The sequence below is a fragment of the Oleisolibacter albus genome, from assembly GCF_003336875.1.
Taxonomy (GTDB): Bacteria; Pseudomonadota; Alphaproteobacteria; order Azospirillales; family Azospirillaceae; genus Niveispirillum; species Niveispirillum album.
On record NZ_QGNJ01000008.1, the window covers coordinates 24,915 to 50,841 of the forward strand.

A 25,927-nucleotide genomic window follows, 5' to 3' on the forward strand; every position below is an offset into this window, starting at 1 on the left:
GCCAGATCAGGTCAGCACCCAACTCGCCAGCCCCAGAAAGGCCAGGAAACCCACCACATCGGTGACGGTGGTCAGGAAGACGCCGGAGGCCACGGCCGGGTCGATCTTCAGCCGGTCCAGCACCAGGGGGATCAAGGCGCCGAACAGGCCGGCGCAGAGGAGGTTGACAACCATGGCGGCGGCGATCACCAGCCCGATCAGCGGATCATGGAACCAGGCATAGGCCACGCCGCCGGCGATCACGGCGAACAGGGTGCCGTTGGCGGCGCCGACCAGCACCTCCTTGCCGACCACGCGCAGGGCATTGGCCTGGGACAGTTCCCGCGTGGCCAGGGCACGCACGGCCACGGTCAGGGTCTGGGTCCCGGCATTGCCGCCCATGCTGGCGACGATGGGCATCAGCACGGCCAGGGCCACCACCTGCTGGATGGTGGCCTCGAACAGGCCGATGACCAGACTGGCCACGATGGCCGTGACCAGATTGACGGCCAGCCAGCGGAACCGGCTTTTCGTGGTGTCCAGCACGGCGCGGTAGAGGTCGCCCTCCTCCACGCCGCCCAGGGCCAGAAGGTCGGCCTCGGCCTCCTCCTCGATCACATCCACCACGTCGTCGACGGTGATGACACCCAGAAGCCGGCCCGCACCATCCACCACCGGGGCTGAGACCAGGCCATATTTGCGGAAGCAGCGCGCCACCTCCTCCTGGTCCATGGTGGCCGGGATGCGGTGGACATCCTCGTGCAGGATGTCCGCCAGCTTGACTCCGCGCTTGGCCCGCAGGACCCGCGACAGCGGCACGGTGCCCGCCACCCGCAGCATGGGATCGACAACGATGATATCGTAGAACTGCTCGGGAACGTCGCTGTCCGCGCTGACCGCGGCGGCGCGCAGATAGTCCAGCAGGCCGCCGACGGTCCAGAACACGGGCACCGAGACGAACGCCCGGCTCATCAGACGGCCGGCCGAATATTCCGGGAAGGTCAGGCCTTCCTCGACCAGCGCCCGCGCCTCCGGCGGCAGGTTGGCCAGAATCTCGGCCTGGGCCTGCTCGTCCAGATCCTGGATGACGTCGACGGCGTCGTCGGTCTCCAGCTCGGCCACGGCCGCCGCCAGTTCGGCCGGATTCAGCTGCTCGATCAGCTCGTCGCGCAGATCGCCCGGCAGATAGGCCAGGATCTCCGCATCGAAATCCGGGCGCAGCAGATCCACCACCTGCGCCCGGCCGTCGGCGTCCAGCTGCTCCAGCAGCTGGGCCACATCGGACGGGTGTTCCCCGGCCAGCAGCCGTGCCGCCTGAACCGTGTCACCGGCCGCAAGACAATCGTGGATGATGGCCAGGCCATCACCCGCCTGCTCCGGCCCCACCCGGTGGGGCCGGTTGTCGCCCGGGGGAAGATCCGCCCCGCCGCTCATGCGCCTTTCGTGTGCATCTGGGCGTCGACGACGGCCAGGGCGGACATGTTGACGATGCCGCGCACGGTCACGCTGGGCGTCAGGATGTGCGCCGGCTTGGCCGCCCCCAGCAGCACCGGGCCGACCGCCAGCCCGTCGCCCAGAACCTTCAGCAGGTTGAAGGAGACATTGGCGCTGTCGCGGTCGGGCATGACCAGCAGGTTGGCCGCACCGGACAGGCGCGAGTTCGGGAAGATGCGCTGGCGGATCTCCGGGCTGATGGCGGCATCGGCATGCATCTCGCCCTCCACCTCCAGCGCCGGGCACCGGCTGGTGATGGCCTGCAGCGCCGCCCGCATCTTCAGGGCCGATTCGTCGCCATGGCTGCCGAAGCTGGAATGGGACAGCAGCGCCACCTTGGGCGCCAGACCGAAGCGCCGGACCTCCTCCGCCGCCAGTTCGGTGATCTCGGCCAGATCCTGGGCGCTGGGATCGGCATTCACATAGGTGTCGGTCAGGAAGAAGGTGCCGCGGTTGAGGATCAGCACGCTGAGCGCCGCCGCCACACGGGCGCCGGGCCGCAGGCCGATGACATCCATGACATGCTTCAGGTGCCAGTCATACAGGCCGACAGTGCCGCAGATCAGGGCATCGGCATCCCCCTTCTCCACCATCAGCGCGCCAATGACGGTGGTGTTGGTGCGCAGGACCTGCCGGGCCCGGTCGGGGCTGACGCCGCGCCGCTCCATGATGCGATGGTAGCTCTGCCAGTAGTCGCTGTAGGCGGGATCGTTCTGCGGATCGATCAGCCGCACATTCTCGCCCACGCGCAGGCGCAGCCCCAGCTTGTCGATGCGGCGCTGCACCACCTCGCGCCGGCCGATCAGCACGGGCTGGGCCAGCCGGTCGTCCAGAACCTGCTGGGCGGCCCGCAGCACCCGCTCCTCCTCGCCCTCGGCATAGACGATGCGCCGGGGATCAGCCTTGGCCTTGGCGAAGACCGGCTTCATGGTCAGGCCGGAGCGGAAGACGAACTGGCCCAGCTGCTCGCGATAGGCGGCGAAATCGGCGATGGGACGGGTGGCGACGCCGCTGTCCATGGCGGCCTTGGCCACGGCCGGCGCGATCTCCAGCATCAGCCGCGGATCGAACGGGCGCGGGATCAGATAGTCGGCACCGAAGCTGGGCGGCGTACCGCCATAGGCGGTGGCGACCACATCATGCACCTCGGCCTGGGCCAGCCGGGCGATGGCCTTGACCGCGGCGATCTTCATCGCCTCGTTGATGGTGGTGGCCCCCACATCCAGCGCGCCGCGGAAGATGAAGGGGAAGCAGAGGACATTGTTGACCTGGTTGGGATAGTCGGAGCGGCCAGTGGCGATGATGGCGTCCGGACGGGCCGCCCGCGCCTCCTCCGGCATGATCTCCGGCGTCGGATTGGCCAGGGCCATGACGATGGGCGCCTTGGCCATGCGCTGCACCATCTCCCCGGTCAGCACCCGCGGCGCCGACAGCCCCAGGAAGACGTCGGCGTCGCCGATGATGTCGCCCAGGGTACGGGCGTTGGTCTTCTTGGCGTAGCGGGCCTTGCGCGGGTCCATCAGCTCGGTGCGGCCCTCATAGACCACGCCGGCGATATCGCTGACCCAGATGTTCTCCACCGGCAGGCCCAGATCCACCAGCAGGTCGAGACAGGCCAGCGCCGCGGCACCGGCGCCGCTGGCCACCAGCTTGACCGAGCCGATGTCACGGCCGGTCAGCTTCAGCGCATTGGTGATGGCGGCGGCCACGATGATGGCCGTGCCGTGCTGGTCGTCATGGAAGACCGGGATCTTCATGCGCTCGCGCAGCTTCTTCTCGACATAGAAGCATTCGGGCGCCTTGATGTCCTCCAGGTTGATGCCACCGAAGCTGGGCTCCAGCGCAGCGATCACCTCCACCAGCCTGTCCGGGTCCTTCTCGTTGACCTCGATGTCGAAGACGTCGATGCCGGCGAACTTCTTGAACAGGACGCCCTTGCCCTCCATCACCGGCTTCGACGCCAGCGGACCGATGTCGCCCAGGCCCAGCACGGCCGTGCCGTTGCTGATGACGGCCACCAGATTGCCACGGCTGGTGTATTTGGCCGCGTTGGCCTCGTCCTTGACGATCTCCTCGCAGGCCGCGGCCACGCCCGGCGAATAGGCCAGAGCCAGATCGCGCTGGGTCGCCAGCGGCTTGGTCGGGGTGACGGCGATCTTTCCGGGCACCGGCAGCCGGTGATAGTCGAGGGCGGCGTCGCGGAAGCTGTCGGACATGGCGGAAATCCTGGAAAAGCCGAGCGGATTTGGCAGTTGAACGCATCCTGCTTAGGCTGCGGCAATGTGGCTTGTCCAGGAGGAATGCGCCCCCGACGCCCTGTCATGCCAATCTGTCGGGCCGTGTCCCCGCCGCGGTCCCGCCCCCGATCTCGGCACGGCTGCCGGTGCCGTGACGGCCGAGTCCGCCCGCCCGATCGCGGCCCGCTCAGCCGGCCTGCACCTGTGCCCAGCGCTGCTCCTGTGTGCGTCCGCCAAAACCATAGGCATGGCCGTCGACGGCATGGACCAGGACATAGGATTCCGGATGCAGCGGCCCCAGCAGCCGCTCCATCCCGGCGAAGGCTTCGCGGACGAAGCGGGCGGTTTCCGCCTTGGTGTTGGTGCCGGCCGTGATTTTGACATCGAGCCAGAACGCGGACAGCCCCGCATCGGCCGGACGGCGACCGGCGATGAACCAGCCGGCGGGATCGACCGGCTCCACCAGAACAGCCGTGACATCCTTATCCTTGCCCAGATGCTGCGCCGACCACCCGGACGCCGCCTCGGCAAGGGTGGCGCGCAGATCGACGCCTTCGGGCTGGATGAAGCGGATCGTGATCATGGGCATATCGTCTCTCCTCACAGACGGGTTTCTTGGCCCGGATATCCTTGCCCACCGCTAAAACCAGTGGAACGCTATTATTAGATATTGCTATCATTGCAGATCACTATGATAGCCAGATGAGCCCAGGGTGATGCTGGATCTCGAATCGGTACGTCTGTTCGTGATGACCATTGATCTCGGCGGCCTCACCCGCGCGGCGGAGGCGGCGGGAACGGTGCAGCCCGTCGTCAGCCAGCGCATCAAAGCCCTGGAGGAGCGGTTGGGAACCCGCCTCCTTGATCGCTCTCCCCGCTTTGTCCGTCCCACGGCGGAGGGCCTGCGCTTTCTGGCTGAAGCCCGGCTGCTGCTGGCTGCCCATGATCGTGCGGCGGGGTTCCGCCGGCGGACACCGACACGCCTCCGGCTCGGGATCAGCGACCATGTGATGGGCGGCGCGACGGGCGTGGTTCTGGCACGATTGCGGGCGGCGCTGGGGAGCGAGATCGATCTGGAGGTCAAGGTCTCCCTGTCGCAACCCTTGCGGATCGCCTTTGACGAGGGGGAGTTGGATGCGGCCCTCATCCGGCGCGAGGCCGGGGGGCTGGAGGGCGATGTGCTGGGCATCGACCCGTTGGGCTGGCGTGGCGACATGGCGTCGGTTCACCCGGACCAGCCTCTGCCCCTGGCGACATTGGGTCCCCCGTGTGCCGTGCGGGCCGCCGCCATCAGGGCCTTGGACCGCGCCGGCCTTGCCTGGCGGGAAAGCCTGGTGGCGGGAAGCTGCGCCGTGTTGCTCGCCGGCATCACGGCGGGCTTCGGCATTGCCCCCATGGGCCGGTTCGGCAGTCACCAGGCGCCGGACATCGGGCCGGCCCTGGGGCTGCCGCCCCTGCCACCGTCGGAGGTTGTCCTGCTGGGCCGGTCGGGCACGCCGACACTGGCCGCGGCGTTGCGCGGCATCGCCGCCGGCATGCGTGCGGCCCTGGCCTGATCCCGGAAAAGCGAAAAGGGCGACGCCGGACGGCGTCACCCTTTTCATCGCTCAACGTCAGCTAGCGCCAACTGAACTCTTGCCGGGATGGTGCGGTCGAGAAGACTCGAACTTCCACGGGTTGCCCCACAGCGACCTCAACGCTGCGCGTCTACCAGTTCCGCCACGACCGCACACCGGCACTCAGCGAACGACGGTGCTTGAGGAGGACACCGTCGGGTGCGGGGGAGATAGCAAATCCCGCGGGCGGGTTCAAGCTATTCCAACAGCCCTGTTCCGAAGTCATGGAAGCCGGCCGGCGAATGTCCTACATAGCGGGAATGATCTGCACCGCGGCCCGTCCGCGGCGGCGACTGGCGGAGTGGCAAAGCGTGTCCATCGAGTGGCGTATCAGCGACGAGCCCGTGGCCTATCCCGAGGCCCTGGCCTTCATGGAACAGCGGGCGGCCGACATCCGGGCCGCGACGGCCCCGGAAACCATCTGGCTGCTGGAGCACCCCCCGCTCTACACGGCGGGGACCAGCGCCAAGCCATCCGATCTGCTGCGGCCAGACCGGTTTCCGGTCTATGAGGCCGGGCGCGGAGGCCAGTACACCTATCACGGACCGGGCCAGCGGGTCGGCTATGTCATGATGGATGTCCAGGCCCGGGGCGGCGACCTGCACAATTTCGTCTGGCGCCTGGAAGAATGGCTGATCCGGACCCTGGCTGGTTTCGCCGTCAAGGGCGAGCGGCGCTGCGGCCGCGTCGGTGTCTGGGTCGACCTGTCCCCCTATGGCCGTCCGGGCCAGGAGGCCAAGATCGGGGCGCTTGGCGTGCGGGTCCGCCGTGGCGTCAGCTTCCATGGTGTTTCACTGAATGTGGAACCCGACCTGTCCCACTTCGCCGGCATTGTCCCCTGCGGCATCAGCGAATTCGGGGTAACCTCGCTGGCCGATCTCGGCCACATCGTCAGCATGGACGAGGTGGACATGGCCCTGCGGGCCAGCTTCCTGGAGATCTTCGGCGACAGCCCCGCTACCCAGCCCCGACTGCCGGCCGTCCCCTCCTGCGCGGCGGCGGACTGATGCCGCGCCGCGGTTCCGTCACCGCCCTGGTCCTGTACATGGTGGGAGGCCTTGCCATCCTCATCAGCCTGTACCTGCTGACGGCACCGGCCGAGGCCACCTTCGGCCCCGGCCTGGTATCGCTGCTGCTGGGCACCATGCTGATCGGGCTGGGGCGTGTCTGCGCCCATGTGGCCCGCATCCGCGATCTGCTGGAAAAGCGGGGATAGGCAGGTCAGACCGTGCGGCTGTCCGCGGCCGGGATCACGCGCGGCGGCGCGCCGTCCCGCAGCAGGTCGCGGATTTCCCGCAGCAGCACTTCCTGGGCCGGCGGCGCGCTGGGTTTGGCCTGTTCCCGGCGGTGCAAGCGGTTGACCTGCTTCACCAGGATGAAGACGGAGACCGATACGATGAAGAACTTGATCACGGCATTGACGAACAGGCCGTAATTGATGGTCGTCGCCCCGGCGTCCTGCGCCGCCTTCAGCGAAGCGTAATCCCCGCCGGACAGGTTGATGAAGTAGCTGGAAAAGTCGATGCCGCCCATGATGAAGCCCAGCGGCGGCATCAGCACATCGTTGACCAGCGAATTGACGATGCCGGTGAAGGCGGCACCGATGATGATGCCGACGGCGAGGTCGATGACATTGCCCCGGCTGATGAACTCCCGGAATTCCTTCAGCATCGCTTCCTTCCCCCTGTGCCTGCCTCGGCCCGACTGAATACCTCAGACGCGCCGTCATGCACAGCACCCCGGTCGGATAATCCGGTGCCGCCGCGGCGGACGGCACGAAGAAGGAGCAGTGATAAAACTGTTATTGCGAGTCATTATCACTCGCGTTAGCGTCAGCGGACCCGAGCACCAGAGGAACCGCCATGACCGGAAGCCATGATTGCCGCGCCGCCGTCGCCCTCGACCCGCAGACACAGCTTGTCCTCTGGGGCCTGCGCGTCCATGCCGCCGGAATGCGTATGGGCGTTCCTGTCAGCGAACCCGTGCGCGCCACCTTCGCCCAGGCCATGGCGGAAGATGCGGCCGGCCCGCTGGAAGCACTGGTCGTCTTCATCGGCCGTGGCGCAGCGCGGACCGTGGAGGTGAAATGTCCGCAATGCCCGGATGTCACCGCTGACGAGCGGTTGCTGCTGCGCCTGCTGGCGCTCTACCAGGCTGGCCGGGACCTGCCCGCCCTGTTCGAGGCCCGGGGCCTGCTGACGCCGTCCGCCGCCCGTGTGTCCGGCCCGGTCTTCCGTATGGCCGCCACCGCCCTGGCCCAGTGCGGGCTGCGCCTGACCGACGAGACCCTGGCGGCGCCGATGCCGCCGCCGTTTGCCTTGATCATGCCGGAACACGCCACCATCCACTGACCTGCGGCGCACGGCCCCGAGGCGCACGGACCGGGGGGACAGGGGCCGAGGGACAGGGGCCGGGGACGCAGGCCCCGGTTGCCGCCCTGTGGCCCCGATCAGACGGTCGGGCGCTGGACGAAGCCGATGAAGCCGGGATCATCCGCCGTCTCGGTCACAATGGATGCGACCTCGGCAGCCGGGGGTCCGTCCTGACAGTCGGCCAGCATGGTCTCCACCACGCCGACCGGACCGGCGAACAGCGCTTCGACCGTGCCGTCGCGACGATTGCGCACCCAGCCGTCCAGCCCCAGCAACTCGGCCCGCTGGATGGCCCATCCGCGGAACCAGACCCCTTGCACATGCCCGCTGATACAGGCTCGAACCGCGATCCGCCCATTCATGTCATCACCTCCCCCCAGAGATGAGAAGAAACCCGGCGCTCCCACGGGGAAGACCGGAGGAACCGGCGGCAGGATCGGCCCGCGGATCGTGGCCGGGTTCCGTGCCGGTTGCTGCCGCGGCAGCATCTCCTTGATATTGGAATGGTAAACTGTGTGGAACAGCCCGTCATGACTCCGTCATGCGGCCCTGTCACTCCGCCGCAGCAACCCTGACCGCCCAACCCTGCCGCGGCGTGGCGACCGCGTGCTCTTGTCAATCGGGGTCCGGCGACCGCATGCTCAGGCTGCCGACCGGCACAGGAGAACAGGCATGGCATCGCGGGAATCCAGCATCAGGGCCGGCATCAGGAGCAGCCTCAGGGAATGGGCCGGCGTGGTCGGCGGGGCGGCCCTGTTCTATCTGGTGATGAACAGCTTCGCCTTCGCCGGTTTCCATGTGCCGTCCGAAAGCATGCTGCCGACTTTGAAGGTCGGGGACCAGTTCTACGCGGCCAAATGGGCCTATGGGTACAGCCGCTTCTCCTCCGCCTTCACCCGTTTGCCGGTGGACCGCTTTCCCACCGGCAGCGGCCGCTATCCCGACCAGCTGCCGGATCGCGGCGATGTCGTGGTCTTCCGCGTGCCGGGCGTCGAGGAAGATTATGTCAAGCGGGTGATCGGCCTGCCCGGCGACCACATCCGGGTCAGCCATGGCCGTCTGTTCCTCAACGGGACCCTGATCCCGCGGGAAGAGGTGCGCCGCTACAGCTATCGGCAGCAGGGCGGCCGGGTTGTCACGGCGACGGAGTACCGCGAGACGCTGCCCGGCGGTCACGCGCATCTGATCCTGGAACAGAGCGATGAAGGACCGGCGGACAACACGCCGGACTATGTGGTGCCGCCGGGCCATCTGTTCATGATGGGCGACAACCGCGACAATTCCGAGGACAGCCGTTTCCTGGATGCGGTCGGCTATATCCCGGCCGAGCGCGTGCTGGGCCGGGTGGGCCTCGTCGCCTTCAGTTGGACCGGCTGCACCGATGAGCCGGGCCTGGCCTGCCCCGGCGGCGGCTGGCTCGACCGGCTGGCCCGCTCGGTCGACTGAGAATCAGCGTCCCTTGCCGCCGACCAGCCCCATGGCCCAGGCCGTGTGCAGGGCCAGCGGCGCCATCCACAGCACCAGGGGCCAGACGAACCAGATTCGGTCCGGCGTGGTCGCGAAGTTCAACGGAACCAGCAGCACCATCACGCCGAAATAGGCGATGAAGTGATTCAAAAGGGCGGAGCGGCGCCGGCGGCCCCGGTCCGCCTCCTCAACACGCGCCTGTAAGCGGTCCCTGTCCTGCTGCGGCATCGATGGCATCCCTGTCCTGCCCGCCGCTTCGATAGCGGCTTTGTGCGCACGGGGCAATCGCATGGCAAGTGAACCATTTTGCCGCAGCGTCATTTCGGCCCCTGGGCGAACGATGTGTCGTCCGCATTTGTTAGAGGAACGCCGGCGGATCACAGCATCCGTCATTCGCACCCATGTCCGGGGTTTTCCAGCGGCAGGCCAGGGGTATCACCATGGACCTTGATCCCGTTGTGTTGGCGCGTCTGCAGTTCGCCTTCACCATCTCGTTCCACATCCTGTTTCCCGCCTTCACCATCGGCCTTGCGGCCTGGATCGCCGTGCTGGAAGGGCGCTGGCTGTTCAGCGGCAAGGATGTCTACCACACCCTGTCTGAGTTCTGGACCAAGGTCTTCGCCGTGTCCTTCGGCATGGGCGTGGTCTCCGGCATCGTCATGTCCTACCAGTTCGGCACCAACTGGAGCCGCTTTTCCGACATCGGCGGCAACATCCTGGGTCCCCTCATCAATTACGAAGTCGTCACCGCCTTCTTCCTGGAGGCGACCTTCCTCGGCATTCTGCTGTTCGGGCGGGACCGGGTGCCACGCTGGGTGCATTTCCTGGCCGCCTGCATGGTGGCCTTCGGCACGCTGCTGAGTGCGTTCTGGATTCTGTCGGCCAACAGCTTCATGCAGACGCCGGCCGGCTACGAGGTGCGGGACGGCCGCCTGTTCCCGACGGACTGGTGGCAGATCGTCTTCAACCCCAGCTTCCCCTACCGCTATTTCCACATGGTCATGGCCTGCTTCCTGACCACCAGCTTCGTGGTGGCCGGGATCAGCGCCTGGCATCTGTTGAAGGGGCGGTTCCAGGACCATGCCCGCATCGCGCTCAGCATGGCGCTGGGGCTGATCGCGGTGCTGGCCCCGGCCCAGATCCTGGTGGGCGACATGACCGGGTTGAACACGCTGGAGCACCAGCCGGCAAAGCTGGCCGCCATCGAGGGCCATTGGGAAACCCACCGCGGCGCCCCTCTGATCCTGTTCGCCTGGCCGGACCAGGAGGCGGAGATGAACCATTTCGAGATCAGCGTGCCCAAACTGGGCAGCCTGATCCTGACCCATGAATGGGACGGGTTGATCCGGGGCCTGAAGGAGATTCCGCCCCAGGACCGGCCGCCGGTCTGGCCGGTGTTCTGGTCCTTCCGCGCCATGGTCGGCCTGGGCCTTGTCATGCTGGGCGTGGCGGCGGTCAGCCTGTGGCTGCGTGTGCGCAGGCGGCTCTATGACACGCGCTGGTTCCTGCGTCTGCTGGTGCTGACCACACCCATCGGCTTCCTGGCCGTGCTGTTCGGCTGGTTCACCACCGAGATCGGCCGCCAGCCCTGGACCGTCTACGGCCTGCTGCGCACGGAGCAGAGCATCTCCCCCGCCATCACCGGCGGTGGCGTCCTGGCCTCGCTCATCACCTTCTTCATCACCTACGCCATCATCTTCACCGCCGGCACCTACTACATCGTCCGCCTGTTCCAGCGCGGACCGCAGGGAGCGGTGAAACCGGCGGACCCCGCAGCGGGGCGGCCCAAGCGCCCGCTGTCCAAGGCGGATGAGGAGTTGGGCCGCCCGCCACCCCGCCCCCAGTCCCGCCCGGCGGAGTAAGGAGACATCCCCATGGATTTCGACCTGACCCTGACCTTCGCCGGCATCGCCGCGCTGGCCGTGTTCATGTATGTGCTGATGGACGGGTTCGACCTGGGCGTCGGCATCCTGTTTCCCTTCGCCCCCGGCGGGGACGGCGACCGCGATACCATGATGAACACGGTGGCACCGATCTGGGACGGCAACGAGACCTGGCTGATCCTGGGTGCCGCCGCCCTGTTCGCCGGCTTCCCCCTGGCCTATTCGGTACTGCTGCCGGCGCTGTATCTGCCGGTGCTGCTGATGCTGATCGCCCTGATCTTCCGCGGTGTCGCCTTCGAGTTCCGCTTCAAGGCGGACAGCTCGAAATATCTGTGGACGACGAGTTTCTTCGTCGGCTCCGTGGCCGCCACCTTCTCCCAGGGCATCATCCTGGGCGCCTTCATCCAGGGGTTCGAGGTCACGGGCCGCGATTTCACCGGCAGCATCTGGGGCTGGCTTTCCCCCTTCGCGCTGATGGTGGGCGTGGCCATGGTGTTCGGCTATGCCCTGTTGGGCAGCTGCTGGCTGATCTGGAAGACCACCGGGCCGTTGCAGGACTGGTGCTACCGGCTGGCACCGAAGCTGCTGCTGGCCGTGCTGCTGTTCGTTGGCATCGTCAGCCTGTGGACGCCCCTGACCAACCTGGACGTCCGCGCCCGCTGGTTCACCTGGCCGAACATCCTCTATCTCTCCCCGGTGCCGATCATCACCCTGGCCGTGGCCGGGCTGCAGTACCGGGCCGTGCGCCTGCGGCGCGAGGGGACACCGTTCGTGCTGGCCATGCTGCTGTTCCTACTGGCCTATGGCGGGCTGGCCATCAGCCTGTGGCCCTACATCATCCCGCCCAGCATCACCATCTGGGAGGCCGCATCCCCGCCCGAAAGCCAGATCTTCCTGCTGGTCGGGCTGGTGATCCTGATCCCCACCATCCTGGCCTACACGGCGTTCACCTATTGGGTCTTCCGCGGCAAGGTCCGGCCGGGCGAAGGCTATCACCATTAGACCAGGGCCTGTCTGATATCAGGCGCAGCCGGCGGGTCCGCCTCCGGTGCGGGCGGCGGCCGAAGCGCGCCGATAAAACTTCTAATTTAGGCCGAATATCTCGATAAAGCACGCCTCTCGGCACATACACCCGTATATGCGAAACGCAAAGCCGCCATGTCGCGGCCCAACCTTACGCTGTGATGACGGTCACCCATCTGCTTCGGCTCCCGGGACAGTGTAATCGTCCCACCCGTGAGCAGATGCCGCCATGCCGGCTGGCAGCCCAATGCTCCATCGAAGAGAGCCAGAAAACCGTGCAGATGCTCCGCGACGCAAAAATCAGAACCCGCCTGCTGTTCGGCTTCGGGATCGTGCTGACCTTGCTGGTGGTGCTCACCGGAACCGGAGTCCGCGAGGTCGCCCGCATCGATGCCAGCCTGACCCAGGTGAGCGAGGTCAACAACGTCAAGCAGCGCTACGCCATCAACTTCCGTGGCAGCGTGCATGACCGCGCCATCGCCCTGCGCGACGTGGTCCTGGCCACCGATACGCAGGACCGGTCGGCCTCCATCGCTCTGATCAAGCGGCTGGCCGATGCCTACACCCAGTCCGCAAGCCCGCTCGACGCCATGCTGTCGAAGGACGCCTCGGCCGAGGAGCGCAGCATCCTGGCATCGATCAAGGAAACCGAAGCGCGGATGCTGCCGATCATCGCCCAGGTCACCGCAAAGGCCGAGGCCGGGGAGACGGAAGCCGCCCGGCAGCAGGTGCTGCAGGAGGCCCGGCCCGGCTTCGTGGAATGGCTGAACCGGATCAATCAGTTCATCGACCTGCAGGAGAAGAACAGCCGCGCCATCGCCGACCATGCCGGTCACATCGCCAAACGCTTCGCCACGCTGATGATCGCGCTCTGCGCCATCTGTCTGGTGATCGGAACGGGCTTCGCCTGGTGGACCATCGGCTCGATCCGGCCGCTGCGCCGGCTGACGGATACCATGCTGGCCCTGGCCGGCGGTGCCCTCGATGTGGAGATCCCCAGCGTCCGCTCCCGTGACGAGGTCGGCGAGATCACCGGCGCGGTCCAGGTCTTCAAGACCAATGCCATCGAAGCGGCAGCGCTGCGCCGCAGTCAGGCCCAGGCCGCAGCCGAGGCCGAGCAGCGCAAACGCGCGGAAATGGCTGCCCTCGCCCGCAGCTTCGAGGAACAGGTCAAGGTGGTGGTGGAAACCGTATCGGCCTCGGCCAGCCAGCTCCGCAGTTCGGCCGAGTCCCTGAGTTCCGCTGCCAGCGGCACCACACAGAAGGCCGTGACCGCCGCCGGATCGTCCAGCCGCGCCTCGGACGCGGTCGAAACGGTCGCCGCGGCGGCGCAGCAGCTGTCGGCCTCCATCGCCGAGATCGGTCAGCGCATCGTCGAAAGCACCAACCGGACACGGCATGCCGCCGTCGAGGCGGAGAACACAAACCGCATCGTCGACGGGCTGTCAGGCAAGGCCGACCGCATCGGCGAGGTGGTCCAGCTCATCACCGATATCGCCGCCCAGACCAACCTGCTGGCGCTGAACGCCACCATCGAGGCGGCCCGTGCCGGCGAGGCGGGAAAAGGCTTTGCCGTGGTGGCCAACGAAGTCAAATCCCTGGCCAACCAGACATCGCGGGCCACCTCGGAAATCGCCGAGCGCATCGGCGAGATTCAGGCGGCCACGTCCGATGCCGTCCGGGCCATCAAGGACATCGCGGCCGCCATCACCGAGGTGGACCGCATCGGCGCCGCCATTGCCGGTGCCGTGGAGCAGCAGAATGCCGCCACGGCGGAGATCGCCAGCAATGCCGACGCCGCCTCCGGTGCCAGCGGCGAGGTCACGGCGGCCGTGAATGACATGCGCGATGCCGCCGACCAGACGGGCAGCGCCTCGGCCGAACTGCTGGTGGCCTCGGACGATCTGTCGAAGCAGGCCGCCCTGCTGGGCACCCAGGTGGACGGCTTCCTGGCCGGCATCCGCGGCGCCGCCTGACCAGCGGCGGTCCTGCCCGGCAGACGGCGACAGAAAAGGCCCGCACCGATACCGGCGCGGGCCTTTTTCATGGTGAAGCCAACGGCTGTGGCGGCCAGGGAGGATCAGTCCTCCAGCATGTTCGACAGCTTCATGGCCACGCCCATGTTCCCCTGCACCTTCAGCTTGCCCATCATGAAGGCCATGGTCGGTGCCAGCTGCCCCTGGCTGAGCTTCACGAAGTCCGGCAGGGAGATGATCAGGGTGGTGTCCGGGTCCGTCCCCTCCCGCGACACCGCCGGCGGCGAGGCTTTGCCGTCGAGGAACAGGCTGCCGGCGCTGCCGAAATCGAACTTCACACGGGCGTTCAGCCCGCTGAACTGCATCGCGCGGGCCTTCATCTGCGCTTCGACCTGATCGAGGGTCATGGGCATGCTCCCTGGAACCGGCCCCCGATCCGGCTGAACCGGAGTGCCATATTACGTTTACGTAAAGGTGATGTTTCGATCCTAACAGAGGGCACGCTTCCCAGGCAAGCCGTCGTCAGTGGAGCCAGCCCGCATCCATGCGTTCGATTCGGCGGGCCAGGTCGCGCAGCAGCAGCGCCTCCTCCATGCGCCCTTCATAGACGAGCATCTGCCGGTGGCGGCGCAGCAGATGGAGAACGGCCTTTTCATCGGAAAGTCCGGACAGCACCCGGTTCCGGCCGGCGGTCACGGTGATCCCCAGAACGGCCATGGCCTCCGCCACCAGGGTCACGGCCCAGGCCAGTTCCGCTTCTTCGGCCTCGGCGGCCCGCAGCACCGGTTCGAGCAGATCCGCGATCGTCACATGTCCGCTCACATCCGGTCCTTTTCGCGCATCATCGGTCCTGCCATGCCCCATCGCCGCCGACGGCATATGGGCAAGCGGACGGCCCGTTGCCAGCTGTTGGGCCTGATCCGGCGTCGCCCCGGGCGGATGGTGCGCTCTTCGCGGGCAGGGGGGACCGGTCCGGTCAGGACCGGCCGACGATCCAGCGGTAGATGCGCAGGCAGGCCAGCAGGAACAGGGCGGCCCCCAACGCCTCGGCCACTGGCCCGAAACTGGCGGGCAGCAGGCCCAGCGGCTCCTGTTCACCGGTGGCGACGATGAGTGCGGCCAGCACGATGCCGAACAGCCCCTCGCCCACGATCAGACCGGATGCCAGCAGCGTCCCGCGCCGGCGCGGACCCTCCGCGACCTCGAGCAGCGGCCTGCCGGCCTGCCGTGCCCGCCGGGCCAGGGTCCGCTCGGTGAACCAGCCGACCACCGTGCCGACGACCACCGGCATGGTGGCGGAGGCCATGGGCAGATAGATGCCCAGCGCCACGGCCAGGGGCGGCAGGCGCAGGGTCCGGGTGGTCCGGCGCAGCCCTTCATCGGCCACGACCAGACCGATGCCGACCAGGGCGCCGATGCCCAGCATGGTCCAGTTCATGTCGCCAGACAGGATGCCCTGAGCCAGCGTGGCCATCAGCGTGGCCTGCGGCGCCGCCAGCGCCTTGGCCGGGTCCATGCCGGGCGGCAGCGCCATGCCGGCGAAGCCCCAGGCCTTCAGCATCAGGTCCAGGATGGGCGGGATGACCGCCGCCCCCACCAGCACGCCGATGATCAGCGCCACCTGCTGGCGCCACGGGGTCGCCCCCACCAGTTGGCCGGTCTTGAGGTCCTGGAGATTGTCGTTGGCGATGGTGGCGATGGCCAGCACGACCGAGGTGGCGAACAGGGCGAAGGCCACGGCGGCCCCGCGGACGGCGGGATCGGTCAGATGGGCCCCCAGCAGCAACAGCAGCAGGACCGATCCGCTGATGACGGCGACGATGCCGATGCCGGAGATCGGGCTATTGGAACTGCCGATCAGCCCGGCCATGTAGCCGCAGGCCGACGCGACGATGAAGCCGACCAGGGCGGCGAACACCACGCCGCCGATGACCAGCACCGGCAGATGGTCCTGGATGGCCGGGCCGGCTCCCAGCATGAACACCAGGAACAGGCCGGCCAATGGCAGCAGGCAGAGCCCGGCCCCCAGCGTCACCCAGTTGAAGGGAATGTCGCGCTCGGTCCGCGGCAGGCCGGCGCTGCCGCTGGTCTTGATGGTGGCCATGGCGGCAAGACTGGCGCGGATGCCGTCCACCATGGGGCGGGCCAGCAGGATCAGGGTCCAGACCGCCGCCACGGCGATGGCGCCAGCCCCGATCAGCCTGACCTGCGAGCGCCAGAGAGCCGAGGCATGGTCGGCGATGCTGATCCCGTCCGGGATCGGTGTCAGGCTGGTCAGCACCGGCACGGCGATGCCCCAGGCGATGAAGATGCCGATCAGCATGGCGATGCCGACACCGATGCCGACAAGATAACCAACCCCGACCATGGCCAGCGACATGGCCGTTCCCAGGCTGGTGATGGCACCGCCGCCGAGCTTGAACCAGAGGGTGCTTTCCCCGGCGATGGCCCGCAGCGCCGTCAGCAGCGCCATGCCGGCGCTGGCAAGACCACCGGCGACGACGTCCCGCATTCCGGCTGCGGCCAGACCGCCGTCGGCCGCCCCCCCCTGCTGCAGCGGATCGGGACTGCCGACCTTCAGGATCTCGGCCGCCGCCACCCCTTCGGGATAGGGCAGGTCGCCCTGCACCACCATGGCCCGGCGCAGCGGCACGGTATAGAGCACGCCCAGGATGCCGCCGACGGCGCAGAGCACCGCCGACTGCCAGAAGGGAAAGCCGGTCCAGTATCCGACCATGACCAGACCCGGCAGCACGAAGATGATGGAGGACAGCGTCCCCGCCGACGACGCGATGGTCTGGACGATGTTGTTTTCGCGGATGTTGCTGCCCTTGGCCAGCCGCAGCACGGCCATGGAAATCACGGCGGCCGGAATGGACGACGCGAAGGTCAGCCCGACCTTTAACCCGAGAAAGACGTTGGCCGCCGTGAAAACCACGGTGATCAGCGCGCCCAGGACGATGCCCCGCAGAGTCAACTCCGGCAGGGCGGCCTCTTGTTCCTGTTGCATGATCCGGTCCAAGACAGAAAGGAAGCGGGACTATAGGCTCCCGCCCCTTTCGCGTCGAGGCGACGCTGCCCCCTGCGTCATTTGCCCAGGAGCGCCAGGAAACAGGCCGTCGCCTCCAGATCCTCGCGCTGGGCGGTGCGGCGCCGGGTTGCCTCGGCATCCTCCCCCCATTGCTCGATCTGGAAGGTCTCGTCCAGCTGTGCGATGGCGAAGGCTTCCGCCGCGCTGATCCGCCCGTCAAGCAGGGCCAGGGCCACGATCAGCGAGCCGCAGATGCCGACGGCATTCTGCAGGGCCGTCAGGCGCCAGGGATCATAGGCATCCAGCGCCTGCCGCAGCCGCGCCAGGGCGTCGGGGTCCTGCGGACGGTGCAGAATGCCCGCCGTCGGCACCAGGACGGCATCGAAACGCACGGCGGCCCAGTCCAGCAGCGGCTGCCACAGCGCCGCCTGCCGCTCGGCCAGTTCCTGAGGATGCTCGGCCCGGTAACACAGCAGGTCCGTACCGGCATAGGCAGCCGCGGCATCCGCCACTGCCTCGCGCCGCAGATGCACCCCGTCCAGCGCCGTGCTGGCCAGTTGCGTCATCGGCATGGTCTGCGGCACCAGTTCCTCGCCCTGGGCCTCCCACTCCGCGGCAATCGCGTCCGCCAGGGCACGGGTCGGCAGGTCCAGGGGAGCCTTGGCCGGGGTCCGTACCGGCCTGCCATCGAGATGCACGGCGAAGGCGGCACCCGCCGGCACAACGGATACGGTCTTGTAGAAGCGCTTCATCTCCGATTCCCTTGTCCCGCCGGCGTCAGACGGCGGCCGGCAGCAGGTCCAGGATGGCCGTGGCCAGCGTGTCGCCACTCCGCACCAGCCCCTGCGCCCCGGCGCCGATCAACTCGGCCGGCTCGTGATAGCCCCAGGTGACGCCCAGCGCCGGCACACTGGCATTGCGCGCCATCTCCACATCGAACGTCGTGTCGCCGATCACCACCGTGGTTTCCGCCGTGGCACCGGCTTCGGCCATGGCATGGTAGACCATGTCCGGATGCGGCTTGCCCGGCCGGATGTCGCTGGTCTGCAACGTGACAAAGCGGTCGAGCAACCCATGAAGCTCCAGCGTCGCCAGCAGCCCGCGCCGGCTCTTGCCCGTGGCCACGCCCAGCAGCACCCCCTGCGCGTCGAGCCGGTCCAGCGTCTCGCGGATGCCGGGAAAGAGCGGCTCGGGCTGGTGGTCACGCACCCGGTTGTCGTGGAAGGCGACCTTGTAGGCTTCGGCCACCTGTCCATGCAGCGCCGAGTCCGCCTCGGGCAGCAGCACGGCCACCGCCTGCACCAGTGGCAGCCCGACGACGCGCCGCACCGCCCGCGCCTCCGGGGCGGCGAGACCGACCGCCGCGAAACCCGCACGCATGGCGGCCAGGATGGCGTTCTGACTGTCGACCAGGGTGCCGTCGCAGTCGAACAGGGCCAGAGACAAGGAACGGGTCATCAGGTGGAGTCCCCAGGGAACTACCGGCGGGGCCGGCTATTGCTCATGGAGCAGATAACGGCCAGGACGCGACACGGCAAGTGTCGGCTCGACCGGGCGGCAATGCAGTTTCCCTGCCTCCGACCGGCCGGCCCCTGCGCCCGATCCGCGTGTTAACGCTGTAAAACAACAGCGCATGATTGCAAAACGACATCAAGGCCGGTAAAAGCCATTTGCGCTTTAATTTCGGGGGTTTCCGCTCAAATGCGATCCATGGTGCTGATCATTCGGGTCGTTGCATGCTCCGCCCTGCTGACAGGCTGCAGTTGGGGGGCCGTGGAAGGGCGCCCTGAGATCCGGGCGCGATTGGATGAACAGATCCTTGGCCAGCCCGAGTCTGCCATCGTCAAGGCCGCAGGCCCGGCCATCATCCAGCGGAACACCGCCGACAATGGCAGCCAGCAGATCACGCTTGTTCAGGCTGAACGTGACCGGCACAGCGGTGCGACCCTCAGCTGCCGGGAAAGCATGACCGTCAGCAACAGCCAGGTGACGTCCTACCGGCGTGACGGCAACGGCTGCTGAGGCTCTGCCCGCGGCCACCCGCGGGGGATCAGAATTCCAGCGCCTGGAACGGGTCTTCCTTCAGGTTGGCGCTGAAGCCGAAATAATCCCAGGCCGGGCGCATATGCTCCGGCAGCGGCGCCGTCACATCGATGGTGCCGTGACGCGGATGCGGCAGGATGATGCGGCGGGCATGCAGGTGCAACTGCCGCTTCACCTCGGCGCCCCCCTCCAGGAACGCGTTCTGGCCGGCATATTTGCCGTCGCCCAGGATCGGCGTGCCGATGGCGTTCATATGCACGCGCAGCTGATGCGTGCGGCCGGTGCGCGGCCACAGGGCCACGAAGGCCGCCCGGCGGTGGGCATGTTCCAGCACCGTGTAATAGGTGATGGCGTGCTGCCCCTCTTCCTCGTCGACGGCCATGCGTTCGCCGCCGCTGGCCGCCTCCTTGGCCAGGGCCAGATCGATACGGCCCTGGCGCGGGTCGGGCACCCCTACCGTCACCGCCCAGTAGATCTTGCGGGCGTCGCGGCTGCGGAAGGCACTGGTCAGGCGCGTGGCAGCGAAACTGGTGCGGGCCAGCACCAGACAGCCGCTGGTATCCTTGTCCAGGCGATGCACCAGCTTCGGCCGCTCGGTGGCATCGAACATCAGCGCATCCAGCATGGCGTCCAGATGCTTCGACTGGCCGGTTCCGCCCTGCACCGCCATGCCGGCGGGCTTGTCCAGCACGATGACGTCGCTGTCACGGTAGAGCACACGGCGGCGCAGCGCCTCGGCCTCCTTGTCGCTGATGGCCGGACGTTTGACCGGACGCGCGCCCTCGGCGGGAGGCGGCGGCGCGTCGGGCAGCGGCGGGATGCGCACGGACTGGCCGGCGGCCAGTCGGGAATTGGCCTCGGCCCGCTTGCCGTCGACCCGGACCTGCCCGGTGCGCAGCAGCTTCTGCAACTGGATATGCGACAGCTGCGGGAAATGGCGCTTGAACCAGCGGTCCAGGCGCATCTCCGCCTCGTCCGCGTCCACCAGACGGGTTTCCACCACCTTGACCGAACCGTCGTTCGCCATCACGCCACCATCCGCACCGCTTGCAGCCCGGCGAACAGACCGCCGACCGACAGAAGCACGGAAGCAACCACATAGGCCGCCGCTCCCGCAAGCTCTCCGCGCTGCATCATCAGCATGACGTCCAGCGAGAAGGTCGAGAAGGTGGTGAATCCGCCGAGGATGCCCACGGCGACGAAGGCCCGCAGTTCCGGCGAGGGCGACCAGATCGTACCGGCCGCACCGGCGACGATGCCCATGATGAGACCGCCGACGATGTTCACCGTCAGCGTGCCCCAGGGGAACTCCCCGCCGATCCACCCGGCCACAACCTTCATGCAGAGGTAGCGGGCGACGGACCCGATGGCACCACCGGCGGCCACGGCCAGAATGACCTTCATGCTCCAACTCCAAAAATCCAGCCTTCGCGGCATGCCGTCTCCCCGTCCAGGGCTGGCGGGTTCCAGGCGGAGGTGTGCCGCGCCAGGACCCGGAGCCCTGCCGCGGAGATCAGGGCATCGCCCAGATGGTCGTCGAACAGCTCCGGCACATCGGCGGCGAGTCTGGCGCCATATCGCACCAGCGCCGGTGCCAGCACTGTGCCGGCCGTCACCTTGCGCACCGAGGCCAGGGCCTGTTTGCGGAACAGCGTCGGGTAGATCTCGCAGACGACCGACCGCGGCCGCCCGTCGGTCCCGACGGGGGCTTCGGCCGGCCAGATGGCGATCCTGTCTCCCAGGCGCCGCTTCAGCCGCAGCAGGCTGCGCATCCCCGCCAGGGACGCCTTGCCCACCTGCTTGGCGGCCGCAGCCAGCTTGAACACGGAAACCGGCGTTCCCGCCCCGGTCTCGGCCGCCACCACCTCCGTGCGCCGGCGCTTGGTCCGCCCGTCGCCCCAGTGGGCCGGGGTCGGGCCATTGATCCAGAAGGACGGCGCCAACAGCGGATGCCACACCGCCGGCCCGGCGAAATCATCGGGGGCGCCGGCACTGGCGTCCTCCACCAGTTGCCAGAGATCGAACAGAGTCGCTGCCGCCGGCACGCGGCCGTCGAGATAACCGACACCGGGCACCCAGGGCAGGCTGAAGCCGCAATCGATGCCGGCCAGGACCCGGCGCCCGGACTCCACCTGACCGGCCAGCCAGCCCATCGCCTCCGCCCGTTGCCAGTGGCGCCCGGCGGACCGGACCATCGAGACCAGCCCGCCGGCATCACAGGCCGCAACCGCAACACCCCGGGCCGGCTGTGCCCCGGTCCAGTCGATACCGACGAACAGGTCGAAATCCTGGGATAAATTTCCGCTGGAAGCGATGGACATCACTGTGCAACTCGTCGATGCCATGCGACCGTATCGGGTGAAGCAGGCCGAATCAACGGCCCCGCCACGGAGGTGGCAGTCCATGACCAAACAACGCACCCGTCCGGCGCTGGCTGTGCTGCTTCTGCTGACGCTTCCGGCCCAGGCCCTGGCGCAGCAGCCCGCACCGGCGACCCCGCAGGCGGAAACGCCACAGACCCTGGACGAGGTGGTCGTCACCGGACGCCGCCCTGTGGTGCCCGACATGACCGAGGATTACCTCTATCACAAGCAGGAATATGAGCGGCTGCGCTCCATCTATGTGCAGGAGCCGGAACAGCGTTTCAGCGCCGGCGAGCGCAAGCTGCGCATGCCCGAAGCCGTCAGCGCCACCCAGATCGGCCGGCCGACGCTGATGGAGCGCACGGACTGATGTGTCCCAGGCGGCGCACAACCTGAATGAAAACACCCCCGGCGCCGGGCACCGGGGGTGCTGAGAACCGTCGACTTCCGCCGCGATCTTACAGCTTGGCCGACAGCGAGATGCCGAAGGTACGCGGATCGTTGACCACCGGGGCCAGATAGTTCTCGATCACGCCCTTGATGTTCTTCTCGTTGGTGATGTTCTTGACGAACAGCGCCACGTCATAGCCCTTGTTCGGGCTCTCATAACCGATGCGCAGGTTCCCCTCGAAATCGCCCTTGCTGTAGAACTCCTTCGAGTCATACAGCACGAAGTTGGTCTTGCCCGTCACGTTCCAGTCGGTGAAGGCATAGACGGTCGCGCCCGTGGCCAGCGGAACATTATAGCGCGCCGTGAAGTTCAGCATGTATTCCGGCGCGTTCGGGAACGGGTTGCCATCGATCTTGGCGCGGCCGCCGACCATCGGGTCGGTCACGGTGCAAACCGGGTTGCTGACGCCCGGAGCGGTTCCAGGGAAGTTGCCGCAGACCGAGGACGTCACGTTCTTGTCCTTGATCTCCGTGTCGGTGTAGCTGAAGCCGGCCGTCACCAGGAAATCCCGGGTCACGGACAGTTCGGCATCCACTTCCAGGCCATAGGCTACGCCCTTGTTGGCATTCAGCAGGCGGGCGGTGCCGTTGGAGTCGAAGGCGGTCAGCTGGATGTCGTCCAGATCGTAGGTATAGGCAGCACCGTTCAGACGCAGCCGGTCATTCAGCAGACGGGTCTTCATGCCGACTTCGTAGGAGAGGATGGTCTCCGACGTGGCCGAGGTGGGCGCGCCGTTGAACGACACGGTACGGCCCTGGATGGTCGGGCCGCGGAAGCCGCGGGCGACCCGGGCATAGACCGAGGCGTCGTCGGTCAGGTCGTAGAACAGGCTGGCATCCCAGCTGACCTGATCGTCCGACAGCTTGAAGTGACGGCCGCCGGTGTAGGAGGCCTGGTTGATCGTGCGGCCATCCTCGACACTGGTGAAGCTGCCGGCCTGCAGGGCCTTCAGCACATCCATCTTCTTGGTGTCGTCGGTGTAGCGCACGCCGCCGGTGATTTTCAGATCGCTGGTGATCTGATAGCCGGTCTGACCGAACACTGCCCAGGAGGTGTTCTTGTTACCCAGAGTGACGAAACCGCTCTTCCCGCCCGTCTCGAAGAAATTGTACGGACGGAAGGAGGTCTCATCCTTGGAATTGAAGTAGAAGCCGCCAACCTGCCAGTTCCAGGGGCCGGTGCTATTGCTGGCCAGACGCACTTCCTGGGTCCACTGGTCCAGATCGTCCACATTGCCCTGGGATTCGGCGGCGTTCAGCGCCAGACCGTCCGTATCGCCGCGGCTGTGACCGTCGGTGGTCTCGTAGCCGGTGATGGAGGTCAGCACGACCGGGCCGAAATCGTGGTTGATCTTCAGCGAGCTGCCCCAGCCCGAATATTCCTGGTCGTTATGGTCGCCGTCGTTATAGGCGACCTTGTCCTTGATGTAGTTGTCGTTCAGCTTGTGGCTGCCCTTGGTCATCGCGAAGCCGCGGAACAGCGACGAGGTCCCGTCCAGATCGCGGCCGTGCAGGTTCAGCAGCACGTCCGTCTTCTCGCTGGGGGTCAGCAGGAACTGCAGGCGGGCCGCCCGGTCCTGATAGCCGCCGAGCTTGTCACCGTTGACGGTGTTGGTGACCCAATCCTCACGGCGCTGCACCATGGCAGAAGCGCGCACCGACAGCACGCCGTCGATCAGCGACCCGCCCACGCCGGCATCGGCGGTGATGGTGTTGTAGGTGCCGTAGGTCAGCGTGGCGCGACCCTCGGTGTCCTGGCTCGGCGCGATGCTGTCGAACTTGATGATGCCGGCCGTGGTGTTGCGGCCGAACAGGGTGCCCTGCGGCCCGCGCAGCACTTCGACCTGCTGGGTGTCGAAGATGGGCGAGCTCTTCAGCACCACATGCTCCATCACCACGTCATCGATGATGACGGAGACGGGCTGCGAGGCGCCGAGATAGAAATCGCTGTTGCCCAGGCCGCGGATGTAGAAGCGCGGGAAAATGCGGCCCGTGGAGGTCTCGGCATAGAGGCCGGGAACGCGGGCCGACAGGGCCAGCACGTCGGCGCCACCGGACAGGAAATCGCGCAGCTGGTCGCCGTCGATGGCGGCCACGGAAACCGGAACCTCCTGGATATTCTCGCTGCGGCGCTGGGCCGTGACGATGATCTCCTCCAGCGTGCCATCCGCCGTGGTCTGGGCCATGGCGGCAGCCGGCGCCAGAAGTGCGGCGACCGACAGGCCCGCCTTCATGATCTGCTTAAACCGCAATTTCGCTTCCCCATTATGCTGGCCCGTCCTGGGACAGGCGCCCAACCTGTGGAGGATGAGCCCGCAGCGGACCGATGGACCGCGGCGCTGGCAACGCACAGCAGGCCGATCACCGTCCAATGCCCGGGCAGATCCTCCGGGCGGAGGGCAATACTCCAAGACCTCAAAATCAGCGACCGTAAAGATATTACAGCAAAATGACACACCCAAACTGTTGCGCCGCAGCATCACTCGAAACGCTAGACAAAGAATACACCGGACATTGCTTCAATTCCTGGACTCAACCTGAAATCAGCAAATCCGTTTCTTCCATTCGCGAAAATGGGAACTTTCGATCCAAAAATCCCGCAGACACCAGCAAAATGCAAAGGGTCCGGACGGAGCCTCACCGCTCCTGCCGTTCCGCCCGCAGCTTGGCCCAATAATCCTGACGCTTGCGGATCTCGCGCTCGAAACCGCGTTCGACCGGCTTGTAGAAGGTCTGCCGTTCCATGCCGTCCGGGAAATAGTTCTGGCCGCTGAAGCCATCGGCCGTGTCATGGTCGTAGGCATAGCCGTGGCCGTATCCCAGCTCCTTCATCAGCTTGGTCGGCGCATTCAGGATATGCTTGGGCGGCATCAGGCTGCCGGTTTCCTTGGCCGCCCGCACGGCCGCGCCATAGGCCTTGTAGCCGGCATTGGATTTGGGCGCGGTGCCCAGATAGATGACCAGCTGGGCGATGGCCAGTTCGCCCTCGGGGCTGCCCAGCCGCTCATAGGCTTCCCAGGCGGCGATGGCCTGGGTCAGGGCGCCGGGATCGGCCATGCCCACATCCTCCACGGCGAAACGGCAGAGACGGCGGGCGATGTAGCGCGGGTCCTCGCCCCCGGCCAGCATGCGCCCATACCAGTACAGGGCGGCATCGGTATCCGACCCGCGCAGCGATTTGTGCAGGGCGGAGATCAGGTTGTAATGCCCCTCCTGCGCCTTGTCATAGAGCGGCAGCCGCCGCTGCACCGCCGTGGCCAGACCCGCCGTATCCAGCATGGTGCCCTCCGGCAGGGCAAACAGCTCCTCGCACAGGTTAAGGCAATAGCGCCCGTCGCCATCGGCCATGGCCTTCAGGGCGGTGCGGGCATCGGCGTCCACCGGCAGCGGCCGCCCCTCCTCCGCCTCCGCCCGGCCCAGCAGTTTTTCCAGCGCCGCCTCGTCCAGCCGGTTCAGCACGAAGACCTGGGCGCGGGACAGCAGCGCCGCATTGAGTTCGAAGCTGGGATTCTCGGTGGTGGCCCCCACCAGCGTGACGGTCCCGTCCTCCACATAGGGCAGGAAGCCGTCCTGCTGCGCGCGGTTGAAGCGGTGGATCTCGTCGATGAACAGCAGCGTGCCCTGGCCGCCGGCCCGGCGGGCCCTGGCCGCCTCGAAGACCTTGCGCAGATCGGCCACACCGCTGAACACCGCCGACAGCGGTTCGAAATGCAGGTCGCTGGCCTGGGCCAGCAGCCGCGCGATGGTGGTCTTGCCCACACCCGGCGGCCCCCACAGGATCATGCTGGTCAGACGCCGGGCCTTGACCATGCGGCCGATCGGGCCATCGGGCTTCAGCAGATGCTCCTGCCCCACCACCGCCTCCAGGCTGGCGGGCCGCAGCCGGTCCGCCAGCGGCCGCGGCGCCTGGCTCTCGAACAGTCCACCCATGGCCACCACCCGTCTCCCTCGTCCCCGTGTGGCCGCCGCGACGGCCACCCTTCGCAATCCGTG

At 67.3% G+C, this 25,927-nt stretch carries 26 protein-coding genes and 1 tRNA gene; 10 read left to right on the forward strand and 17 right to left on the reverse strand.

All coding sequences use genetic code 11. The features are described from left to right. Positions 1–6: 6 nt before the first annotated feature. The 3 genes from mgtE to DK368_RS12160 form a co-directional block, all read right to left on the reverse strand. The gene (gene mgtE, locus DK368_RS12150; protein WP_114394232.1) at positions 7–1,413 is read right to left on the reverse strand and encodes a magnesium transporter; all 1,407 of its coding nucleotides are present in this window, start codon (positions 1,411–1,413) and stop codon (positions 7–9) included. Continuing rightward, entirely contained in the window at positions 1,410–3,689 is a 2,280-nt protein-coding gene (locus tag DK368_RS12155) for an NADP-dependent malic enzyme (RefSeq protein ID WP_114394233.1), read from the reverse strand. The genes mgtE and DK368_RS12155 overlap by 4 nt, the downstream gene beginning before the upstream one ends. 208 nt (positions 3,690–3,897) lie before the next feature. Beyond that, a complete protein-coding gene (locus DK368_RS12160) occupies positions 3,898–4,299 on the reverse strand; it encodes a tautomerase family protein (RefSeq protein ID WP_114394234.1) in 402 nt (133 codons plus the stop codon). A 127-nt stretch (positions 4,300–4,426) separates the two neighbouring features. On the opposite strand from DK368_RS12160, the gene DK368_RS12165 reads away from it, so the two are divergent. Further along, the gene (locus tag DK368_RS12165) at positions 4,427–5,266 is read left to right on the forward strand and encodes a LysR family transcriptional regulator (protein ID WP_114394235.1); all 840 of its coding nucleotides are present in this window, start codon (positions 4,427–4,429) and stop codon (positions 5,264–5,266) included. A gap of 88 nt (positions 5,267–5,354) precedes the next feature. On the opposite strand, the gene DK368_RS12170 is transcribed toward DK368_RS12165, so the two are convergent. After that, positions 5,355–5,439: transfer RNA gene (locus DK368_RS12170), tRNA-Leu, on the reverse strand. A gap of 198 nt (positions 5,440–5,637) precedes the next feature. Here DK368_RS12170 and lipB point away from each other — a divergent pair. Continuing rightward, positions 5,638–6,333 carry a lipoyl(octanoyl) transferase LipB gene (gene lipB / locus DK368_RS12175; RefSeq protein WP_275668515.1) on the forward strand — a complete coding sequence of 232 codons (696 nt, stop codon included), beginning with the start codon at positions 5,638–5,640 and terminating at the stop codon, positions 6,331–6,333. Further along, the gene (locus tag DK368_RS12180; RefSeq protein WP_114394237.1) at positions 6,333–6,542 is read left to right on the forward strand and encodes a hypothetical protein; all 210 of its coding nucleotides are present in this window, start codon (positions 6,333–6,335) and stop codon (positions 6,540–6,542) included. The genes lipB and DK368_RS12180 overlap by 1 nt, the downstream gene beginning before the upstream one ends. A 5-nt stretch (positions 6,543–6,547) precedes the next feature. Here DK368_RS12180 and mscL read toward each other — a convergent pair whose 3' ends face one another. Next, a complete protein-coding gene (mscL, locus tag DK368_RS12185) occupies positions 6,548–6,997 on the reverse strand; it encodes a large conductance mechanosensitive channel protein MscL (protein WP_114394238.1) in 450 nt (149 codons plus the stop codon). Between the two features lie 191 nt (positions 6,998–7,188). Between mscL and DK368_RS12190 the strand changes: the two genes are divergently transcribed. Then, complete coding sequence (locus tag DK368_RS12190) at positions 7,189–7,677, forward strand: hypothetical protein (RefSeq protein WP_114394239.1); 489 nt, start codon at positions 7,189–7,191, stop codon at positions 7,675–7,677. A gap of 98 nt (positions 7,678–7,775) precedes the next feature. Here DK368_RS12190 and DK368_RS12195 read toward each other — a convergent pair whose 3' ends face one another. Then, the gene (locus tag DK368_RS12195) at positions 7,776–8,060 is read right to left on the reverse strand and encodes an acylphosphatase (RefSeq protein WP_114394240.1); all 285 of its coding nucleotides are present in this window, start codon (positions 8,058–8,060) and stop codon (positions 7,776–7,778) included. A gap of 310 nt (positions 8,061–8,370) precedes the next feature. Here DK368_RS12195 and lepB point away from each other — a divergent pair, with 310 nt between their 5' ends. Then, positions 8,371–9,144: a signal peptidase I gene (gene lepB / locus DK368_RS12200; protein WP_114394241.1), complete on the forward strand. Its 774-nt coding sequence runs from the start codon at positions 8,371–8,373 to the stop codon at positions 9,142–9,144. Between the two features lie 3 nt (positions 9,145–9,147). Here the strand turns inward: lepB and DK368_RS21655 are convergent, their stop codons facing one another. Then, positions 9,148–9,402, reverse strand: a complete 255-nt coding sequence (locus DK368_RS21655; protein ID WP_162306013.1) for a 2TM domain-containing protein — start codon at positions 9,400–9,402, stop codon at positions 9,148–9,150. A 203-nt stretch (positions 9,403–9,605) separates the two neighbouring features. Here DK368_RS21655 and DK368_RS12210 point away from each other — a divergent pair, with 203 nt between their 5' ends. From DK368_RS12210 to DK368_RS12220, 3 genes are all read left to right on the forward strand, one after another. Further along, the gene (locus tag DK368_RS12210; RefSeq protein ID WP_193552285.1) at positions 9,606–11,027 is read left to right on the forward strand and encodes a cytochrome ubiquinol oxidase subunit I; all 1,422 of its coding nucleotides are present in this window, start codon (positions 9,606–9,608) and stop codon (positions 11,025–11,027) included. 12 nt (positions 11,028–11,039) lie between these two features. Beyond that, positions 11,040–12,050 (forward strand): cytochrome d ubiquinol oxidase subunit II, encoded by a 1,011-nt coding sequence (gene cydB, locus DK368_RS12215; protein WP_114394243.1) that lies wholly within the window; start codon positions 11,040–11,042, stop codon positions 12,048–12,050. Between the two features lie 302 nt (positions 12,051–12,352). Next, positions 12,353–14,047, forward strand: coding sequence for a methyl-accepting chemotaxis protein (locus tag DK368_RS12220; protein ID WP_240002474.1), 1,695 nt, complete (start codon positions 12,353–12,355; stop codon positions 14,045–14,047). A gap of 104 nt (positions 14,048–14,151) precedes the next feature. On the opposite strand, the gene DK368_RS12225 is transcribed toward DK368_RS12220, so the two are convergent. From DK368_RS12225 to DK368_RS12245, 5 genes are all read right to left on the reverse strand, one after another. Next, positions 14,152–14,454, reverse strand: coding sequence for an SCP2 sterol-binding domain-containing protein (locus tag DK368_RS12225; RefSeq protein ID WP_114394244.1), 303 nt, complete (start codon positions 14,452–14,454; stop codon positions 14,152–14,154). 115 nt (positions 14,455–14,569) lie between these two features. Continuing rightward, positions 14,570–14,857: a hypothetical protein gene (locus tag DK368_RS12230; protein WP_155524565.1), complete on the reverse strand. Its 288-nt coding sequence runs from the start codon at positions 14,855–14,857 to the stop codon at positions 14,570–14,572. Between the two features lie 166 nt (positions 14,858–15,023). Next, positions 15,024–17,057, reverse strand: a complete 2,034-nt coding sequence (locus DK368_RS12235) for an OPT family oligopeptide transporter (RefSeq protein ID WP_114394246.1) — start codon at positions 17,055–17,057, stop codon at positions 15,024–15,026. A 77-nt stretch (positions 17,058–17,134) separates the two neighbouring features. Then, positions 17,135–17,830, reverse strand: coding sequence for an ATP12 family chaperone protein (locus DK368_RS12240; protein ID WP_114394247.1), 696 nt, complete (start codon positions 17,828–17,830; stop codon positions 17,135–17,137). Positions 17,831–17,855: 25 nt separating this feature from the next. Then, positions 17,856–18,536, reverse strand: coding sequence for an HAD-IA family hydrolase (locus DK368_RS12245; protein ID WP_114394248.1), 681 nt, complete (start codon positions 18,534–18,536; stop codon positions 17,856–17,858). 252 nt (positions 18,537–18,788) lie between these two features. On the opposite strand from DK368_RS12245, the gene DK368_RS12250 reads away from it, so the two are divergent. After that, positions 18,789–19,100 (forward strand): hypothetical protein, encoded by a 312-nt coding sequence (locus DK368_RS12250; protein ID WP_205028206.1) that lies wholly within the window; start codon positions 18,789–18,791, stop codon positions 19,098–19,100. A gap of 28 nt (positions 19,101–19,128) precedes the next feature. Here the strand turns inward: DK368_RS12250 and DK368_RS12255 are convergent, their stop codons facing one another. Genes DK368_RS12255 through DK368_RS12265 form a run of 3 tightly spaced genes read right to left on the reverse strand, consistent with a single transcriptional unit; the run spans position 19,129 to position 21,442 of the window. Then, positions 19,129–20,148: an RluA family pseudouridine synthase gene (locus tag DK368_RS12255; protein ID WP_114394250.1), complete on the reverse strand. Its 1,020-nt coding sequence runs from the start codon at positions 20,146–20,148 to the stop codon at positions 19,129–19,131. After that, positions 20,148–20,525 (reverse strand): fluoride efflux transporter CrcB, encoded by a 378-nt coding sequence (gene crcB / locus DK368_RS12260; RefSeq protein ID WP_114394251.1) that lies wholly within the window; start codon positions 20,523–20,525, stop codon positions 20,148–20,150. The genes DK368_RS12255 and crcB overlap by 1 nt, the downstream gene beginning before the upstream one ends. Then, on the reverse strand, positions 20,522–21,442 hold the full coding sequence (locus tag DK368_RS12265; RefSeq protein ID WP_114394252.1) for a hypothetical protein: 921 nt from the start codon (positions 21,440–21,442) through the stop codon (positions 20,522–20,524). The genes crcB and DK368_RS12265 overlap by 4 nt, the downstream gene beginning before the upstream one ends. 82 nt (positions 21,443–21,524) lie before the next feature. On the opposite strand from DK368_RS12265, the gene DK368_RS12270 reads away from it, so the two are divergent. Further along, a complete protein-coding gene (locus DK368_RS12270) occupies positions 21,525–21,854 on the forward strand; it encodes a hypothetical protein (protein WP_114394253.1) in 330 nt (109 codons plus the stop codon). Positions 21,855–21,942: 88 nt separating this feature from the next. Here the strand turns inward: DK368_RS12270 and DK368_RS12275 are convergent, their stop codons facing one another. Together DK368_RS12275 and DK368_RS12280 are read right to left on the reverse strand one after the other, a co-directional pair. Continuing rightward, positions 21,943–24,168 carry a TonB-dependent receptor gene (locus DK368_RS12275; RefSeq protein WP_193552286.1) on the reverse strand — a complete coding sequence of 742 codons (2,226 nt, stop codon included), beginning with the start codon at positions 24,166–24,168 and terminating at the stop codon, positions 21,943–21,945. 403 nt (positions 24,169–24,571) lie between these two features. Continuing rightward, positions 24,572–25,864, reverse strand: a complete 1,293-nt coding sequence (locus DK368_RS12280; RefSeq protein ID WP_114394429.1) for a replication-associated recombination protein A — start codon at positions 25,862–25,864, stop codon at positions 24,572–24,574. Between the last annotated feature and the right edge of the window lie 63 nt (positions 25,865–25,927).

Coding starts and splice junctions, on each gene's coding strand:
- cydB (WP_114394243.1), top strand. CDS start 11,040: ATGGATTTCGACCTGACCCTGACCTTCGCCGGCATCGCCGCGCTGGCC.
- DK368_RS12155 (WP_114394233.1), bottom strand. CDS start 3,689: ATGTCCGACAGCTTCCGCGACGCCGCCCTCGACTATCACCGGCTGCCG.
- DK368_RS12280 (WP_114394429.1), bottom strand. CDS start 25,864: ATGGGTGGACTGTTCGAGAGCCAGGCGCCGCGGCCGCTGGCGGACCGG.
- DK368_RS12245 (WP_114394248.1), bottom strand. CDS start 18,536: ATGACCCGTTCCTTGTCTCTGGCCCTGTTCGACTGCGACGGCACCCTG.
- DK368_RS12250 (WP_205028206.1), top strand. CDS start 18,789: ATGGTGCTGATCATTCGGGTCGTTGCATGCTCCGCCCTGCTGACAGGC.
- DK368_RS12160 (WP_114394234.1), bottom strand. CDS start 4,299: ATGCCCATGATCACGATCCGCTTCATCCAGCCCGAAGGCGTCGATCTG.
- DK368_RS12240 (WP_114394247.1), bottom strand. CDS start 17,830: ATGAAGCGCTTCTACAAGACCGTATCCGTTGTGCCGGCGGGTGCCGCC.
- lepB (WP_114394241.1), top strand. CDS start 8,371: ATGGCATCGCGGGAATCCAGCATCAGGGCCGGCATCAGGAGCAGCCTC.
- DK368_RS12220 (WP_240002474.1), top strand. CDS start 12,353: ATGCTCCGCGACGCAAAAATCAGAACCCGCCTGCTGTTCGGCTTCGGG.
- DK368_RS12255 (WP_114394250.1), bottom strand. CDS start 20,148: ATGGCGAACGACGGTTCGGTCAAGGTGGTGGAAACCCGTCTGGTGGAC.
- DK368_RS12270 (WP_114394253.1), top strand. CDS start 21,525: ATGACCAAACAACGCACCCGTCCGGCGCTGGCTGTGCTGCTTCTGCTG.
- DK368_RS12225 (WP_114394244.1), bottom strand. CDS start 14,454: ATGACCCTCGATCAGGTCGAAGCGCAGATGAAGGCCCGCGCGATGCAG.
- DK368_RS21655 (WP_162306013.1), bottom strand. CDS start 9,402: ATGCCATCGATGCCGCAGCAGGACAGGGACCGCTTACAGGCGCGTGTT.
- DK368_RS12265 (WP_114394252.1), bottom strand. CDS start 21,442: ATGTCCATCGCTTCCAGCGGAAATTTATCCCAGGATTTCGACCTGTTC.
- DK368_RS12180 (WP_114394237.1), top strand. CDS start 6,333: ATGCCGCGCCGCGGTTCCGTCACCGCCCTGGTCCTGTACATGGTGGGA.
- crcB (WP_114394251.1), bottom strand. CDS start 20,525: ATGAAGGTCATTCTGGCCGTGGCCGCCGGTGGTGCCATCGGGTCCGTC.
- DK368_RS12190 (WP_114394239.1), top strand. CDS start 7,189: ATGACCGGAAGCCATGATTGCCGCGCCGCCGTCGCCCTCGACCCGCAG.
- mgtE (WP_114394232.1), bottom strand. CDS start 1,413: ATGAGCGGCGGGGCGGATCTTCCCCCGGGCGACAACCGGCCCCACCGG.
- DK368_RS12210 (WP_193552285.1), top strand. CDS start 9,606: ATGGACCTTGATCCCGTTGTGTTGGCGCGTCTGCAGTTCGCCTTCACC.
- DK368_RS12275 (WP_193552286.1), bottom strand. CDS start 24,168: ATGAAGGCGGGCCTGTCGGTCGCCGCACTTCTGGCGCCGGCTGCCGCC.
- mscL (WP_114394238.1), bottom strand. CDS start 6,997: ATGCTGAAGGAATTCCGGGAGTTCATCAGCCGGGGCAATGTCATCGAC.
- DK368_RS12235 (WP_114394246.1), bottom strand. CDS start 17,057: ATGCAACAGGAACAAGAGGCCGCCCTGCCGGAGTTGACTCTGCGGGGC.
- DK368_RS12165 (WP_114394235.1), top strand. CDS start 4,427: ATGCTGGATCTCGAATCGGTACGTCTGTTCGTGATGACCATTGATCTC.
- DK368_RS12195 (WP_114394240.1), bottom strand. CDS start 8,060: ATGAATGGGCGGATCGCGGTTCGAGCCTGTATCAGCGGGCATGTGCAA.